This window comes from Pseudomonas sp. B21-028, assembly GCF_024749045.1.
GTDB lineage: Bacteria > Pseudomonadota > Gammaproteobacteria > Pseudomonadales > Pseudomonadaceae > Aquipseudomonas.
In genome coordinates this window covers 6,466,084-6,481,748 of sequence record NZ_CP087184.1, presented here as the reverse complement: position 1 = coordinate 6,481,748, position 15,665 = coordinate 6,466,084, and the positions used below count along the sequence as shown (strand labels likewise).

Sequence of the window (15,665 nt, the reverse complement as noted above, 5' to 3'; positions counted from 1 at the left end):
CAATGCAGCAACTCAATCCTTCCGAAATAAGTGAAATTATCAAGGGCCGCATCGAAAAGCTCGATGTGACCTCCCAAGCCCGTAACGAAGGCACTGTCGTCAGCGTATCTGACGGCATCGTGCGGATTCACGGTCTGGCCGACGTCATGTACGGCGAGATGATCGAGTTTCCGGGCGGCGTCTACGGTATGGCCCTCAACCTGGAGCAAGACTCCGTAGGTGCTGTTGTACTGGGCGCCTACACGACTCTGGCTGAAGGCATGAGCGCCAAGTGCACCGGCCGCATCCTCGAAGTTCCGGTAGGTAAGGAACTGCTGGGTCGCGTAGTCGACGCACTGGGTAACCCTGTTGACGGCAAAGGTCCGCTGAACAACACCGAGACCGACGCGGTCGAGAAAGTTGCTCCAGGCGTGATCTGGCGTAAGTCGGTAGACCAGCCTGTACAGACTGGCTACAAGGCTGTCGATGCCATGATCCCTGTCGGCCGTGGCCAGCGTGAGCTGATCATCGGTGACCGTCAGATCGGTAAGACCGCTCTGGCGATCGACGCGATCATCAACCAGAAAAACAGCGGCATCTTCTGCGTATACGTGGCAATCGGTCAGAAGCAATCGACCATCGCCAACGTGGTTCGCAAACTGGAAGAGAACGGTGCACTGGCTAACACCATCATCGTTGCTGCCAGTGCCTCCGAATCGGCCGCACTGCAGTTCCTGGCACCGTACTCCGGTTGCACCATGGGCGAATACTTCCGCGACCGCGGTGAAGACGCGCTGATCGTTTATGACGATCTGTCCAAGCAAGCAGTGGCTTACCGCCAGATTTCCCTGCTGCTGCGCCGTCCGCCAGGCCGTGAAGCCTACCCAGGCGACGTGTTCTATCTCCACTCCCGTCTGCTGGAGCGCGCATCCCGCGTTTCGGAAGAGTACGTCGAGAAGTTCACCAACGGCGCCGTGACTGGCAAGACCGGTTCCCTGACCGCTCTGCCGATCATCGAAACCCAGGCTGGCGACGTTTCCGCGTTCGTTCCGACCAACGTGATCTCCATCACCGACGGTCAGATCTTCCTGGAATCGGCCATGTTCAACTCGGGCATCCGTCCTGCTGTGAACGCCGGTGTTTCGGTATCCCGTGTAGGTGGTGCCGCTCAGACCAAGATCATCAAGAAGCTGTCCGGTGGTATCCGTACCGCTCTGGCTCAGTACCGTGAACTGGCGGCATTCGCCCAGTTCGCATCTGACCTGGACGAAGCGACCCGTAAGCAACTTGAGCATGGTCAGCGCGTTACCGAGCTGATGAAGCAGAAGCAATACGCACCGATGTCGATCGCTGACATGGCGCTGTCGCTGTATGCCGCTGAGCGTGGGTTCCTGACTGACATTGAAATCGCCAAGATCGGCAGCTTCGAACAAGCGCTGATTGCTTTCTTCAACCGCGATCACGCCGATTTGATGGCCAAGATCAACGTGAAGGGTGACTTCAATGACGAAATCGACGCTGGCCTCAAAGCCGGTATCGAGAAGTTCAAGGCCACCCAAACCTGGTAAGCCGCAGCGGGAGCCGCAAGGCTCCCGCTTGCTAACCTGATAGGTGTTACATGGCAGGCGCAAAAGAGATTCGCAGTAAGATTGCGAGCATCAAAAGCACGCAAAAGATTACCAGCGCCATGGAAAAAGTGGCGGTCAGCAAAATGCGCAAGGCACAAATGCGCATGGCTGCTAGCCGTCCTTATGCGGAGCGCATCCGCCAGGTGATTGGTCATCTGGCCAACGCCAACCCGGAATATCGCCACCCGTTCATGATCGATCGCGCCGTCAAGCGCGTCGGTTACGTTGTGGTGAGCAGTGACCGTGGTCTGTGCGGTGGCTTGAACACCAACCTGTTCAAGGCCCTGGTCAAGGACATGGCGGTAAACCGCGAACAAGGCGTCGAGATCGATCTGTGCGTGGTAGGTAGCAAGGGTGCGGCTTTCTTCCGCAACTTCGGCGGTAACGTCGTCGCCGCTATCAGCCACCTGGGTGAAGAACCGTCGATCAATGACCTGATCGGCAGCGTCAAGGTGATGCTGGATGCTTACCTGGAAGGCCGGATCGACCGCCTGTCCGTGGTATCCAACAAGTTCATCAACACCATGACGCAACAGCCGACCGTGGAGCAGTTGATTCCATTGGTTGCGACCCCGGAACAGGAACTCAAGCACCACTGGGACTACCTCTACGAACCGGATGCCAAGGAGCTGCTCGACGGCTTGATGGTCCGCTACGTGGAGTCGCAGGTGTACCAGGCGGTGGTCGAGAACAACGCAGCTGAACAAGCCGCGCGGATGATCGCGATGAAGAACGCTACCGACAACGCCGGTGATTTGATCAGCGATTTGCAGCTGATCTACAACAAGGCGCGTCAGGCTGCGATCACCCAAGAGATCTCGGAAATCGTCGGCGGCGCTGCCGCGGTTTAACGGTTCAAATATTCAGAGGATCCAGCTATGAGTAGCGGACGTATCGTTCAAATCATCGGCGCCGTTATCGACGTGGAATTCCCACGCGACAACGTACCGAGCATCTACGACGCCTTGAAGGTTCAAGGCGCCGAAACCACCCTCGAAGTTCAGCAGCAGCTGGGCGACGGCGTGGTTCGTACCATTGCGATGGGCTCCACCGAAGGCTTGAAGCGCGGTCTGGACGTCAACAACACTGGCGCAGCCATCTCCGTACCGGTCGGTAAAGCGACCCTGGGCCGGATCATGGACGTACTGGGCAACCCGATCGACGAAGCTGGTCCGATTGACACCGAAGAGCGCTGGGGCATTCACCGTCCTGCGCCAACCTTCGCTGAACAGGCGGGTGGCAACGAGCTGCTGGAAACCGGCATCAAGGTTATCGACCTGGTTTGCCCGTTCGCCAAGGGCGGTAAAGTCGGTCTGTTCGGTGGTGCCGGTGTAGGCAAGACCGTAAACATGATGGAACTGATCCGTAACATCGCCATCGAGCACAGCGGTTATTCCGTGTTCGCCGGTGTGGGTGAGCGTACTCGTGAGGGTAACGACTTCTACCACGAGATGAAGGATTCCAACGTTCTGGACAAAGTGGCACTGGTCTATGGCCAGATGAACGAGCCGCCGGGAAACCGTCTGCGCGTAGCCCTGACCGGCCTGACCATGGCCGAGAAGTTCCGTGACGAAGGTAACGACGTTCTGCTGTTCGTCGACAACATCTACCGTTACACCCTGGCCGGTACCGAAGTATCCGCACTGCTGGGCCGTATGCCTTCGGCAGTAGGTTACCAGCCGACCCTGGCTGAAGAGATGGGCGTGCTGCAAGAGCGCATCACTTCGACCAAGCAAGGCTCGATCACCTCGATCCAGGCGGTATACGTACCAGCGGACGACTTGACCGACCCGTCGCCAGCGACCACCTTCGCCCACTTGGACGCCACCGTCGTTTTGTCCCGTGACATCGCTTCCCTGGGTATCTACCCCGCGGTAGACCCACTGGACTCGACTTCTCGCCAGCTGGATCCGAACGTGATCGGCAACGACCACTACGAAACCGCTCGCGGCGTTCAGTACGTGTTGCAGCGTTACAAAGAACTGAAGGACATCATCGCGATCCTGGGTATGGACGAGCTGTCGGAAGCCGACAAGCAGTTGGTAAACCGTGCTCGTAAGATCCAGCGTTTCTTGTCGCAGCCGTTCTTCGTGGCTGAAGTCTTCACCGGTGCCTCGGGTAAATACGTTTCCCTGAAAGACACCATTGCTGGCTTCAAAGGCATCCTCAACGGTGACTACGACCACCTGCCAGAACAAGCGTTCTACATGGTCGGCGGCATCGAAGAAGCGATCGAGAAAGCCAAGAAACTGTAATCCCGGCGCCCGGAAACGGGCGCTAATTTAGGTTGAGGCAATCAGATGGCTATGACAGTCCATTGCGATATCGTCAGTGCGGAAGGGGAAATTTTCTCCGGTCTGGTCGAGTTTGTGGTTGCGCATGGTGAGCTGGGGGATCTTGGTATCGCCCTGGGGCACGCACCGCTGATCACCAGCTTGAAGCCAGGTCCGATTAGTCTGACCAAGCAGGGCGGGGAAAAAGAGGTGTTCTACATCTCTGGTGGTTTCCTCGAGGTTCAGCCGAACATGGTCAAGGTTCTTGCCGACACCGTGCAACGTGCTGCCGACCTGGACGAAGCCTCCGCTCAGGAAGCCGTCAAGGCTGCCGAGAAGGCCCTGCACGAAAAAGGCGCAGACTTCGACTACGGTTCTGCTGCTGCACGTCTGGCCGAGGCCGCAGCCCAGCTGCGCACCGTCCAGCAGATCCGCAAGAAGTTCGGCGGTTAAGCCGTCTGCTTTCTGTGCGATTGATTAAAAAGGGTAGCCTCGGCTACCCTTTTTTCTTTTCGCGACTCTCATCATCCGGTCGCAGTCATTGACCACCCAGGATTGGTACCCGTCATGTCTCTCGAAATCGTTATCCTCGCGGCCGGCCAAGGCACCCGCATGCGTTCGGCGCTGCCCAAGGTACTGCATCCGATCGCTGGCAACTCCATGCTCGGTCATGTTATCCACAGCGCTCGCCAACTCGATCCACAGCGCATTCACGTGGTGATCGGTCACGGTGCCGATGCCGTGCGTGAACGGCTGGCCGCCGATGACCTGAATTTTGTCCTGCAAGATAAACAACTCGGGACAGGCCACGCAGTGGCCCAGGCAGTGCCGTTCATTACCGCTGACACGGTGCTGGTTCTTTATGGTGATGTGCCGCTGATCGAAGTGGACACGTTGCAGCGCCTGCTCAAGCATGTTGGCCCGCAACAACTGGGCCTGTTGACCGTCGAGCTGGATGACCCTACCGGCTACGGACGCATCGTGCGCGATGCCGACGGCCAGGTCACCGCCATCGTCGAGCAGAAGGATGCCAACGAAGCCCAACGCGCCATCACCGAGGGCAACACCGGGATCCTGGCGTTGCCTGCCGGGCGCCTGGGTGACTGGATGAGTCGCCTGTCGAACAACAATGCCCAAGGTGAGTACTACCTGACCGATGTGATTGCCATGGCGGTGGCTGACGGCCTGGTGGTTGCCACCGAGCAGCCTCTGGATGCGATGGAAGTGCAGGGTGCCAATGATCGTCGGCAACTGGCCGAGCTGGAACGCCACTATCAACTGCGCGCCGCTCGCCGCCTGATGGCCCAGGGCGTGACCCTGCGTGACCCGGCCCGTTTCGATGTGCGCGGTGAAGTCAGTGTGGGCCGCGACGTGGTCATCGACATCAACGTCATCCTCGAGGGCAAGGTAGTCATCGAAGACGACGTGATCATCGGCCCGAACTGCGTGATCAAGGACAGCACCCTGCGCAAGGGCGTGGTGATCAAGGCCAACAGTCACCTGGACGGTGCGGTGATGGGTGAAGGCAGCGATGCCGGCCCGTTTGCCCGTTTGCGTCCTGGCTCTGTGCTGGAGGCCCACGCCCATGTGGGTAACTTCGTCGAGCTGAAGAACGCCCACTTGGGTGAAGGCGCCAAAGCTGGTCACCTGACCTACCTGGGTGACGCTGAAGTCGGCGCCCGCACCAATATTGGCGCCGGCACCATCACCTGCAACTATGACGGCGCGAACAAGTGGAAAACGGTGCTGGGCGAGGACGTGTTCATCGGCTCCAACAACTCCTTGGTCGCCCCTGTGGATATCTCCAGCGGTGCGACTACGGCAGCCGGCTCGACCATTACCCAGAATGTGGATAACCGACAACTGGCCGTGGGCCGCGCACGTCAGAAGAATATCGACGGCTGGAAGCGTCCGGAAAAAATCAAGAAATCCTGAAGTTATCCACACTCCCAGTGGGAGCGAGCCTGCTCGCGATAGCGGTTATATCAGCCAAGTAGTCATCGACTGACACAACGCCATCGCGAGCAGGCTCGCTCCTACAGGGCCTCATTCTTTCTGAATTTTTCTCCCTTCGCCTTGACGATCGCAGCACAATAGGTTTTGATTGCTTACGTTATCTTTCGAATCGAAACTTAAGCCGCCATGTCAAAGCGCAACACCCCCCAACGCCGCCACAATATTCTTGCCTTGCTCCAGGAGCAGGGAGAGGTCAGTGTGGACGAGCTGGCCAAGCGCTTCGAAACCTCGGAAGTTACGATTCGCAAGGATCTCGCCGCTCTGGAGACCAATGGCCTGCTGTTGCGTCGTTACGGTGGCGCGGTCCCGATGCCGCAAGAGTTGGTGGCCGATAACGCCCAGACCGTTTCCAAGTACAAGCAAGCCATCGCCCGGGCTGCGGTGAAGCGGATTCGCGAACATGCGCGGATCATCATCGACAGTGGCAGCACCACTGCCGCCATGATCCCTGAACTCGGCCTGCAACCGGGGTTGGTGGTCATGACCAACTCGTTGTACGTCGCCAGTGCCTTGAACGAACTGGAACACGAACCGGTGTTGTTGATGACTGGCGGCACCTGGGACCCCCATTCCGAATCCTTCCAGGGCCAGGTGGCCGAACAGGTCCTGCGTTCCTACGACTTCGACCAGCTGTTCATCGGTGCCGACGGCATCGACCTGGTTCGTGGTACCACCACCTTCAACGAGTTGCTGGGGCTGAGCCGTGTCATGGCTGAGGTGGCCCGTGAAGTCATCGTGATGGTGGAGGCCGACAAGATCGGCCGCAAGATCCCCAATCTGGAACTGCCGTGGAGCAGCGTCCATACCCTCATTACCGATGATCGCCTGCCCGTAGAGGCCCGCGATCAGATTCAGGCGCGTGGCATCCAGGTGATCTGCGCATCTGTCAGCCAGGAGAAATAACATGTGTGGAATTGTCGGCGCCGTTGCTGAACGCAACATCACAGCCATCCTGCTCGAAGGCCTCAAGCGCCTGGAATACCGTGGCTATGACAGTGCGGGTGTGGCAGTGCTCACTAACGATGGGCAACTTGCGCGCATGCGTCGGCCGGGCAAGGTCAGTGAGCTGGAGCAGGCGCTGGAAGCCGAGCCGCTGATCGGTCGCCTGGGCATTGCCCACACCCGCTGGGCCACCCACGGTGCGCCGTGCGAACGTAATGCCCATCCGCATTTCTCCGGCGACCTGGCAGTGGTGCACAACGGCATCATCGAAAACCACGAGGCCCTGCGCGAACAACTCAAGGCCTTGGGCTACGTGTTCACCTCGGACACCGACACTGAAGTCATCGCTCATCTGCTCAATCACAAGCTCAAGGAACTGATGGACCTGACGGTGGCCCTCAAGGCGACCGTCAAGGAACTCCACGGCGCCTATGGCCTGGCGGTGATCAGCGCGAAACAGCCGGATCGCCTGGTGGCGGCCCGCAGTGGCAGCCCGCTGGTGATTGGCCTGGGCCTGGGGGAAAACTTCCTGGCGTCGGACCAGTTGGCGCTACGTCAGGTCACCGACCGTTTCATGTACCTGGAAGAAGGCGACATCGCTGAAATCCGCCGCGACAGCGTGCAGATCTGGGATCTCGATGGCCAAGCGGTAGAGCGCGAGACCGTGCAGTACCAAGACGGTGCCGAAGCCGCCGACAAAGGCGAGTTCCGTCACTTCATGCTCAAGGAAATCCACGAACAACCGGCTGTGGTGCAACGTACCCTGGAAGGTCGCATGAGCCAGAGCCAGGTATTGGTCCAGGCTTTCGGCCCACAGGCAGCCGAATTGTTCGCCAAGGTTCGCAATGTGCAGATCGTCGCCTGCGGCACCAGCTATCACGCTGGCATGGTCGCCCGTTACTGGCTGGAGGAATTGGCCGGTATTCCGTGCCAGGTGGAAGTTGCCAGTGAGTTCCGTTACCGCAAGGTGGTGGTGCAACCGGACACGCTGTTCGTCACCATCTCCCAGTCCGGTGAAACCGCCGATACCCTGGCAGCCCTGCGCAATGCCAAGGCCCTGGGTTTCCTCGCCAGCCTGGCGATCTGTAACGTCGGCATCAGCTCGCTGGTGCGTGAATCCGATTTGACCCTGCTGACTCAGGCCGGCCGCGAAATCGGCGTGGCTTCGACCAAGGCCTTCACCACCCAGTTGGTCGGCCTGTTGTTGTTGACCCTGTCGTTGGGTCAGGTGCGCGGGACCCTGGCCGAGGGCGTGGAGGCGAAACTGGTGGAAGAACTGCGCCGCCTGCCGGCCCGTCTGGGTGAAGCCCTGGCGATGGACAGCATCGTGGAGAAAATTGCCGAACTGTTCGCCGAGAAGAACCACACCCTGTTCCTGGGCCGTGGTGCGCAATTCCCGGTGGCAATGGAAGGGGCCTTGAAGCTCAAGGAAATTTCCTACATCCACGCCGAAGCCTACCCGGCCGGTGAGCTCAAGCACGGCCCGCTGGCCCTGGTGGACAACGACATGCCGGTGGTCACCGTCGCGCCGAACAACGAGCTGCTGGAAAAACTCAAGTCCAACCTCCAGGAAGTGCGCGCCCGTGGCGGTCAGTTGATCGTCTTCGCTGACGAAAAGGCCGGCATGACCAATGGCGAAGGGAATCACGTGGTGCACATGCCGCACATCCACGACAGCCTGGCGCCGATCCTCTATACCATCCCGCTGCAATTGCTGTCGTACTACGTGGCCGTGCTCAAGGGGACGGATGTCGACCAGCCGCGGAATCTGGCGAAGTCTGTGACGGTGGAGTGAAAGGCGCGGCTGCTGCGGACGTGAGCGACTATAATCGGTCTATAGTCGCTCTATAATTCTCTATAATTCTCTATATAGATAAGAAATCATGGCGAATAATTGGTCTATAGTCGCTCTATAGTTTCCTATAGAAGAGGCCCTTCCAATGGCTGAAATGTTCTACCATCGCCCTGCTTTGGCTGCCCGCCTTTCAAAATTGATCATGCAAGTCGCCATCGGTAGCGCTGCCAGCTCGGGTGTCTTCCTCGCGGCTCCTCGACGTACCGGCAAATCAACCTTTGCCCGAGAAGACTTGCGACCTGCGTTGGAAGAAGCGGGAGCGATTGTCCTGTACGCCGATCTCTGGAAAGACCAGACAAAAAATCCAGGTCTAGTCATCGTGCAGGCGGTCCGGGAGGCTGTTGGGCGCAGCGAAGGATTCGTGACGCGTCTAGCGAAGAGTGCCGGGATGGAGAAAGTGAGCGTTGGCGGCCTTAGCTTCAGTCTGGACAAGATCGGACTCGGTAAAGATATTGATTTGACCACGGCGCTTGCAGCGCTCTCGGATGAATCAAAAAAGATCATTGTCCTGATCATCGACGAAGCTCAGCATGCGATCACCACCGATGAAGGTGTAGCGGCTCTGTTCGCATTGAAAGCGGCGAGGGACGAGCTCAATAGTTCGAAGCATCATGGCCTGCGCATCGTTTGTACAGGATCAAACCGGGACAAGTTGGCTATGCTGCGCAACAGCAAGGATCAAGCGTTTTTCGGAGCCTCTATGGTGCCGTTCCCAACCCTGGATCAAGATTTCATCAACTGGTTCTGTGCCAATGTTGACCTTCCCCACCCGCTCGATCCCTGCAACGTGTTCGAGTTGTTCAAGGAGGGCGGCTACCGACCTGAGTTGCTCGGTGCTGCCGCAGACGAAATCAGGTTCGATTTTGCATTAGACCCGCAAATCGTCCCGCAGCGGTTCGCCTTGCGGGTGCGGGCGCAAGCTGACGAACTCAACGCAGATCTGCAGAAAGTGATCCATAGCCTGACGCCTATCCAGTCCGCCGTCATCCGCGTCATGAGCGCCAAAGGCGAAAGTTATGCGCCCTTCGAAGCCCCTACGATGAACCTGTATGCGAAAGCGATGGCGCAGGCCGGTATTGCAGAGAGCGACATAAAGGTAGAAGTGCCTGGCGTTCAGCAAGCGCTTCTGGCCCTTCAGGAGAAGAAATTGGTCTGGAAGGCTTCGCGTGGAGTCTATGCGGTAGATGAGCAGGTGATCGTGGATCTGCTACGGGATGCAGGCTTGCTCGAAGGCCTGTCCTGAATCACCTTCAGATCTTGAAGGTGTTGACCATCTGCTGCAGGCGGATCGACTGCTTCTCCAGTTCATTGCACGCCTGCAAGGTGGATTGCAGATTGCCGACGGTTTTCTGGTTCAGGTCATTGATGTGGCTGATATCGCGATCCAGATTGTCCACCACCGAGGTTTGTTCTTCGGTGGCGGTGGCCATGGATAGGTTGATCTCGTCGATCTCGCCAATGCCCTGCAGCACCTGATTGAGCCGTTCACCGGCAAGCCTGGCTGTACTGACGTTGGTGTCGCTGTGGCGCTGGCTTTCAAGCATGGCGTTGACGGCGTTGCCGGCACCGCTTTGCAACTCCTCGATCATGTTGTGAATTTCCTGCGCCGATTGTTGAGTGCGATGGGCGAGGGTGCGCACTTCGTCCGAGACCACTGCAAAACCACGTCCGGCGTCTCCGGCACGGGCGGCCTCGATAGCGGCATTCAGGGCCAGCAGGTTGGTCTGGTCGGAAATGCCCTTGATCACGTCGAGGATACGGCCGATTTTCAACGTCTTCTCATTCAGGCTTTCGATGTCCTGACGGGTATTGAGCACTTGTGATGAGAGCTGCGCCATGGCGCGGATACTGCGTTCCACCACCTGCTGGCCTTCCTGGGTCTGGTTCTTGGTATCCGAGGCGCGGCTTGACGCATGCGCGGCACTGCGGGCGATCTCCTGGGCGGCGGCGCCCAGTTCGTTGATGGCTGTGGCGATGTTGTGGGTCAACGCCGCCTGGGTGTCGGAGCTTTTCAGGGACGAGTGCGACGCCTGGCTGACCTGCGCGGCCAATTGGGTGAGTTGGCTACTGGAAGTCAGTACTTCGCGTATCGAGTGCTGGATGCGTTCGACGAAGCGGTTGAATCCGCCGGCCATTACGCCAAATTCGTCTTGGGACAGGCTCTGCAGGCGTTGAGTCAGATCGCCTTCGCCGTCGGCAATTGATTGCATGGCCAAGCCCATATTGCGTAATGGCCGCATCAGGGCGTTGATCAACAGGCCGAGCAAGGCGATGGTGATCAGCACCGCAATCAGCGTGGCGATCAGGGCCGAGGTGCGAAACTCTTGGAGCGCGGCGTAGGCCTTGTCCTTGTCCACCGATAAGCCGATGGACCAGTGCAACGACGGCAGGCCGTGGATCGGCGTAAACGTGACGATCCGGGGGCTGCCGTTTTCCTGTACTTCATTCAGATTGCCGTTGATACCCGGCGCGCCTTCGGGAAATGCTTGGGCCAGAGTCTTGGTGACCAAGGCGCTGTCCGGATGGACCAGGATCTTGCCGTCGTCACTGACCAGGAAGGCATAGCCGATGCCGTTGAGATCGACGGAGTTGACGATGCTGGCGAGCTTTTCCAGGCTCAGGCTCGCGCCGAATACTCCGGCTGCCTTGCCGTTGATCTTGATCGGCACCGCCTCGGTCATGATCAGATAATCGATGCCGGCGCCGATGTAGGGTTCGGTCAGCACAGGGCTGAGGGAGGCAGCCGCCTCCTTGTACCACTGGCGCTGACGAACATCGTAGCCATCGGGCATCACCCGCTCGGGATAAATAAAGAAACGGCTGTCCTGGAAGCCGACATAGCTGGCGATAAAGGTCTTGGTGATGATCTCTTGGGAAAGCATCCTGCTGACGGTAGCCGGGGTGGGGTCGGCGGCAATGGTTTCGGCGGCGCCCTCGATCAGCAGCAGTCGGCCGGCCAGCCAATTGTCGAGGTTGGCGCCGAGCAACTTGCCCGTGGTCTGCAAGCTGCTGTGCAGCGCTTCGCGGGTACTTGCTTGTTGTCGATGGTCATTGAGCAGTGAGAACGACAGGAATACTGCCACCGAGATGACACAGGCACCGAGAAGGATCTTGTGGCCGAATTTCATACTGATGCCCATGAAGCACGCTCGTCAGGTCTTGTTTTTATGAGGTCCCCGCCAGGGTTGGGCGAAGATTTGACGAGTGGGCAGGTTTTGTCGAACTAGAAAAGATGATGGGCAGTCGTAGGAATTCTTATGGCATCAAGTGTGTGCTGGGGGGCTTCACTAAATTCAGCGACGGCGCATGCGACTTGGCGCCGCTGTCCGGGCTGACGAAAACCAAGTGGAAGTCTGGTATCGAATGGAGTGGATGACCAGGCAACCGGTATCAACGATCGCGTAAGCATCCAGAACGTCGACGTCCTGCGCAATAGCGGTCGCGCTCTGCTCGGTGGCGCCCGCAACTCCTCTCAGAACGCAGACCCAACCCGCTCTTGTCCGGAGCCTGTTCGTCGTATTCACGACGAGCCGTTGAACAACTGCGTTGACAACCTGGGACATAGGTGACGATACTCAGTCATACGACAACGTATGACATCAGAAAATAATAAAAACGAAAGGCGCAGACATGCCTTCTACCTTTGCAGTCCGGCAAATCTGTAATACATCGGCCTCGCTCCTTTACGCAGTGCGCCAACGGCCTTCATTACTGTCTGGAAACCCTCATGCGGGTTTGCAGGTGCATCGAATTTTCCCCCATCGACATTCAAGCGACGTCGCCTGTCCAGCCAGGCATTGGCGGCGGTCGTGTCCATTTCCTCCTTTATTTCCACCCCAATGAATGGCAGTACCTGGAGAACAATAATGAAAAAAACATTCTGCGCCTCTTTGATCGCCTCTTTTCTGAGCCTGACCGCCGGCACGGCAATGGCCGCCGACGCCAGCGACTGGCCAAGCCGACCCGTGCAGGTGGTGGTCATTGCCAACGCCGGTGGTGATACGGATTTCAATGCCCGAATGATGGCCAAGTACTTCACCAAGCTCACTGGCAAATCCATGGTCGTGACCAACATGGCCGGCGGGGGCGGGACGATTGCCGCCGATGCGGTCAAGAGCGCGGCGCCGGATGGCAACACGATCCTGTTTACTCATACCGGCCAGTTGATCGTGAACGAGGTGGCAGGGCTCTCGGAGGACCGTTTTGACGCATTTGATATCTCCTGCATCGCAGGCGTCGACAAAGGAGCGGTGTTTGTCTCGGCGAAAAGCTCGGGCATCGACACCCTTGATCAACTGATCGAAAAAGCCAAGGCCAAGCCCGGCACCATCACCTACGGTACCGAGATGGGTAACTTCTCCCATCTCCAGGGGCTGATGTTCGAGAAGCTGGCCGGCGTGAAACTGAAAATGGTCGACAGCGGCACAGTGTCCGAAAAAATCGTTGCCTTGCTGGGCAAGCGCATCGACCTCGGCGCCATCAGCTATGGCTCGGTCCAGGATTACATCGCCAGCGGCAAAATGACTGCCCTGGGTCAACCCAACGCCGAGCGCAATGCACTGCTGGGTGAGGTCAAGACTTTCAAGGAACAAGGCGTGGACCTGATTCTGGACAAGCCTTACGTCGTGGCCTTCCCGAAGGGTACGGACCCGGCCATCGTCAAGAAAATGGCCGATACGATGAAGAAAATCACCGAAGAGCCGGAATACGCCGAGGAGCTGAAGAAGTCGTTCAAGCAGCCAGTCAGTTTCCAGGGCACCGAAGAAGCCATTGCCACCCTGAACAAAACCCGCGACAGCTTCATGCAGTTCAAGGACGACATGCGTAAAGCCAAATAACACCGCATGACGGGCTCGGGTGCTAGTGGCCTGTACGGTTGATTTGAGTACACGAATTAGCCACACAGGCCACTAGCACCCGAGAGTCCAGTCCTTCCCAGCAAGAGGAGCCTGTATGGATTCCTATAAAAGAAAAGAGCTGATTGCCGGATTGGCAATGCTCGGTGCCGGCGTAGCGTATCTGGTGTTGACCCTGAATCTGCCGCGCCGCAGTTTCATCGATGCCGCGTTTGTACCCTGGGTGCTCGCCATTGCGCTGTGCCTGTTGGGCGCGTTGCAATTATGGGCTTGGCGAAAGCTGCCGGATCAACCTGCCGAGCCCGCTGAAAAAGCCGAGCCGATTGACTATCCGACGGTCTTCAAATCCCTCGCGTTGGTATTGCTTTACACCGCGCTGCTCCAACCCGCGGGATTCATCGTCATGACCGTGCTTTATCTGTACGCCCAATTCATCGTGTTGACCCCTGCGGAGCAGAAGGTCAAGCACCTCCTGTACGGGTTTATCGCGGTCGTTTCGTCGGTGTTGATTTTTTACATTTTTCGCCATGGCTTCGACTTGCTCCTGCCTGTCGGTCTATTGGATTTCTAGGAGACGGCCATGATTGAACTCATGCAGCAAGGCTTCGGTGCCGTACTGACTCCCTACGTGTTTTTCCTCATCACTCTCGGCGTTGCGGTGGGGATTGTTTTTGGTGCGGTGCCTGGGCTTTCGGCCACCATGGCTATCGCGTTGTGCTTGCCACTGACGTACTCGATGGGGCCCGGTGCGGGACTATCGCTGCTGGTTGCGCTGTTTGTCGGTGCGACCTCGGGAGGGCTGATATCGGCGATATTGCTCAACATACCGGGAACGCCGGCGTCGATCGCCACGACGTTCGACGGTTGGCCGTTGATGAAGAAGGGAATGGGCGTCAAGGCGCTGGGGCTCGGCGTGGTGTTCTCGTTCCTGGGCACCATTTTCAGTATCGCCGCGCTGATGTTCATCGCTCCGATCCTGGCGGATCTGGCCTTGAGTTTCGGCCCGCACGAATACTTTTCCATCGCGATTTTCTCGCTGACGTTGATCGCCACGCTGTCCACCGGCTCGCTGGTCAAAGGCTTGTTCGCCGGAGCCCTGGGCTTTGCCTTTTCGACCGTGGGGATTGCCCCGGTCGAGGCCATCCGCCGTTTTACGTTTGACCTGCCGAGCCTCAATGGCGGCTTCGCCATGCTCACTGTCATGATCGGTATGTTTGCAGTGGCCGAAGTGCTGAAATTTGCTGAAAGCGCACGCCTGAGCCATCGGGCCAAACCACAGCACGTCAGTATGAAAGGCGTAAAAGGTTTTGGTTTTTCGATGAAGGAGTTCGTCGGTCAACTGCCCAATGCCACCCGTTCATCCCTGATCGGCCTGGGCATTGGTATCCTGCCCGGCATCGGTGCCGGTACCTCGAACATCGTTTCCTATATCGTGGCGAAGAAACGTTCCAAAACCCCGGAAGAATTCGGCAAAGGCAAGATCGATGGCGTGGTTGCCAGCGAGACGGCAAACAACGCCGGCATTGGCGGCGCGATGATTCCGCTGTTGACCCTGGGCATTCCCGGCGATACCACCACGGCTGTGATGCTTGGCGGCTTCATGATTCACGGCATCCAGCCCGGTCCTCTGCTGTTCATCAGCCAGGCGCCGCTGGTCTACACGATCTTCGCCGCGCTGATCCTCGCTTCGGTCCTGATGCTGGTGCTCGAGTTCTACGGACTGCGCATGTTCATCAAACTGCTGGCGGTGCCCAAGCACATTCTGTTGCCGATCATCCTGGTGCTCTGTGTGGTCGGCGCATTTGGCCTGAACAGCCGGATCTTCGACGTCTGGGCGGTGCTGCTGTTTGGCTTGCTGGGCTACGGGTTCGTCAAGAGCGGGCTGCCGATTGCACCGTTCATCATCGGTTTCATCCTCGGTCCCATGGCGGAAACCAACTTGCGTCGTGGCCTGATGCTGTCCGATGGCAACTTCGGCGGCTTCCTGTCCAACCCCATCTCAGCAGGCTTTCTCATCCTGGCCGCCGCGTCTATTTCCTGGCACTTGGTGACGGTCATTCGCAACAGGAAAAGCGCTGCTATCGAATTGATGCGCAGCTAGCCCGTTTTCATTGCT

The 15,665-nt window shown here is 58.2% G+C and carries 12 protein-coding genes and 2 pseudogenes; 12 read left to right on the top strand and 2 right to left on the bottom strand.

All coding sequences use genetic code 11. The features are described 5' to 3' along the window. Positions 1-2: 2 nt before the first annotated feature. The 8 genes from atpA to LOY35_RS28270 all read left to right on the top strand — a co-directional run bounded on the left by atpA (position 3) and on the right by LOY35_RS28270 (position 9,936). Positions 3-1,547, top strand: coding sequence for a F0F1 ATP synthase subunit alpha (gene atpA, locus LOY35_RS28305; RefSeq protein WP_024777788.1), 1,545 nt, complete (start codon positions 3-5; stop codon positions 1,545-1,547). Between the two features lie 50 nt (positions 1,548-1,597). Further along, on the top strand, positions 1,598-2,458 hold the full coding sequence (gene atpG / locus LOY35_RS28300) for a F0F1 ATP synthase subunit gamma (protein ID WP_030139034.1): 861 nt from the start codon (positions 1,598-1,600) through the stop codon (positions 2,456-2,458). Between the two features lie 27 nt (positions 2,459-2,485). Continuing rightward, a complete protein-coding gene (gene atpD, locus LOY35_RS28295; protein WP_024777789.1) occupies positions 2,486-3,862 on the top strand; it encodes a F0F1 ATP synthase subunit beta in 1,377 nt (458 codons plus the stop codon). Between the two features lie 45 nt (positions 3,863-3,907). Further along, positions 3,908-4,333 carry a F0F1 ATP synthase subunit epsilon gene (locus LOY35_RS28290; protein ID WP_024777790.1) on the top strand — a complete coding sequence of 142 codons (426 nt, stop codon included), beginning with the start codon at positions 3,908-3,910 and terminating at the stop codon, positions 4,331-4,333. 114 nt (positions 4,334-4,447) lie between these two features. After that, positions 4,448-5,815 (top strand): bifunctional UDP-N-acetylglucosamine diphosphorylase/glucosamine-1-phosphate N-acetyltransferase GlmU, encoded by a 1,368-nt coding sequence (glmU, locus tag LOY35_RS28285; RefSeq protein WP_258629437.1) that lies wholly within the window; start codon positions 4,448-4,450, stop codon positions 5,813-5,815. Positions 5,816-6,022: 207 nt separating this feature from the next. Continuing rightward, complete coding sequence (locus LOY35_RS28280) at positions 6,023-6,799, top strand: DeoR/GlpR family DNA-binding transcription regulator (protein WP_258629436.1); 777 nt, start codon at positions 6,023-6,025, stop codon at positions 6,797-6,799. A gap of 1 nt (position 6,800) precedes the next feature. Next, complete coding sequence (glmS, locus tag LOY35_RS28275; RefSeq protein ID WP_258629434.1) at positions 6,801-8,633, top strand: glutamine--fructose-6-phosphate transaminase (isomerizing); 1,833 nt, start codon at positions 6,801-6,803, stop codon at positions 8,631-8,633. A 145-nt stretch (positions 8,634-8,778) separates the two neighbouring features. After that, positions 8,779-9,936 (top strand): ATP-binding protein, encoded by a 1,158-nt coding sequence (locus LOY35_RS28270; RefSeq protein ID WP_258629432.1) that lies wholly within the window; start codon positions 8,779-8,781, stop codon positions 9,934-9,936. 7 nt (positions 9,937-9,943) lie between these two features. On the opposite strand, the gene LOY35_RS28750 is transcribed toward LOY35_RS28270, so the two are convergent. Continuing rightward, on the bottom strand, positions 9,944-10,828 hold the full coding sequence (locus tag LOY35_RS28750) for a methyl-accepting chemotaxis protein (protein WP_408981270.1): 885 nt from the start codon (positions 10,826-10,828) through the stop codon (positions 9,944-9,946). Continuing rightward, positions 10,802-11,821, bottom strand: a pseudogene (locus tag LOY35_RS28745) (cache domain-containing protein); the annotation flags it as partial. The pseudogene LOY35_RS28745 and the gene LOY35_RS28750, both read right to left, overlap by 27 nt. A 149-nt stretch (positions 11,822-11,970) precedes the next feature. Here LOY35_RS28745 and LOY35_RS28740 point away from each other — a divergent pair. From LOY35_RS28740 to LOY35_RS28245, 4 genes and pseudogenes are all read left to right on the top strand, one after another. Beyond that, positions 11,971-12,039 (top strand): annotated as a pseudogene (locus LOY35_RS28740) (hypothetical protein); the annotation flags it as partial. Between the two features lie 520 nt (positions 12,040-12,559). After that, positions 12,560-13,531 carry a tripartite tricarboxylate transporter substrate binding protein gene (locus LOY35_RS28255; protein WP_258629430.1) on the top strand — a complete coding sequence of 324 codons (972 nt, stop codon included), beginning with the start codon at positions 12,560-12,562 and terminating at the stop codon, positions 13,529-13,531. Between the two features lie 115 nt (positions 13,532-13,646). Next, positions 13,647-14,120 carry a tripartite tricarboxylate transporter TctB family protein gene (locus tag LOY35_RS28250; RefSeq protein ID WP_258629428.1) on the top strand — a complete coding sequence of 158 codons (474 nt, stop codon included), beginning with the start codon at positions 13,647-13,649 and terminating at the stop codon, positions 14,118-14,120. Positions 14,121-14,129: 9 nt separating this feature from the next. Next, complete coding sequence (locus tag LOY35_RS28245; protein WP_258629427.1) at positions 14,130-15,650, top strand: tripartite tricarboxylate transporter permease; 1,521 nt, start codon at positions 14,130-14,132, stop codon at positions 15,648-15,650. Positions 15,651-15,665: the final 15 nt, after the last annotated feature.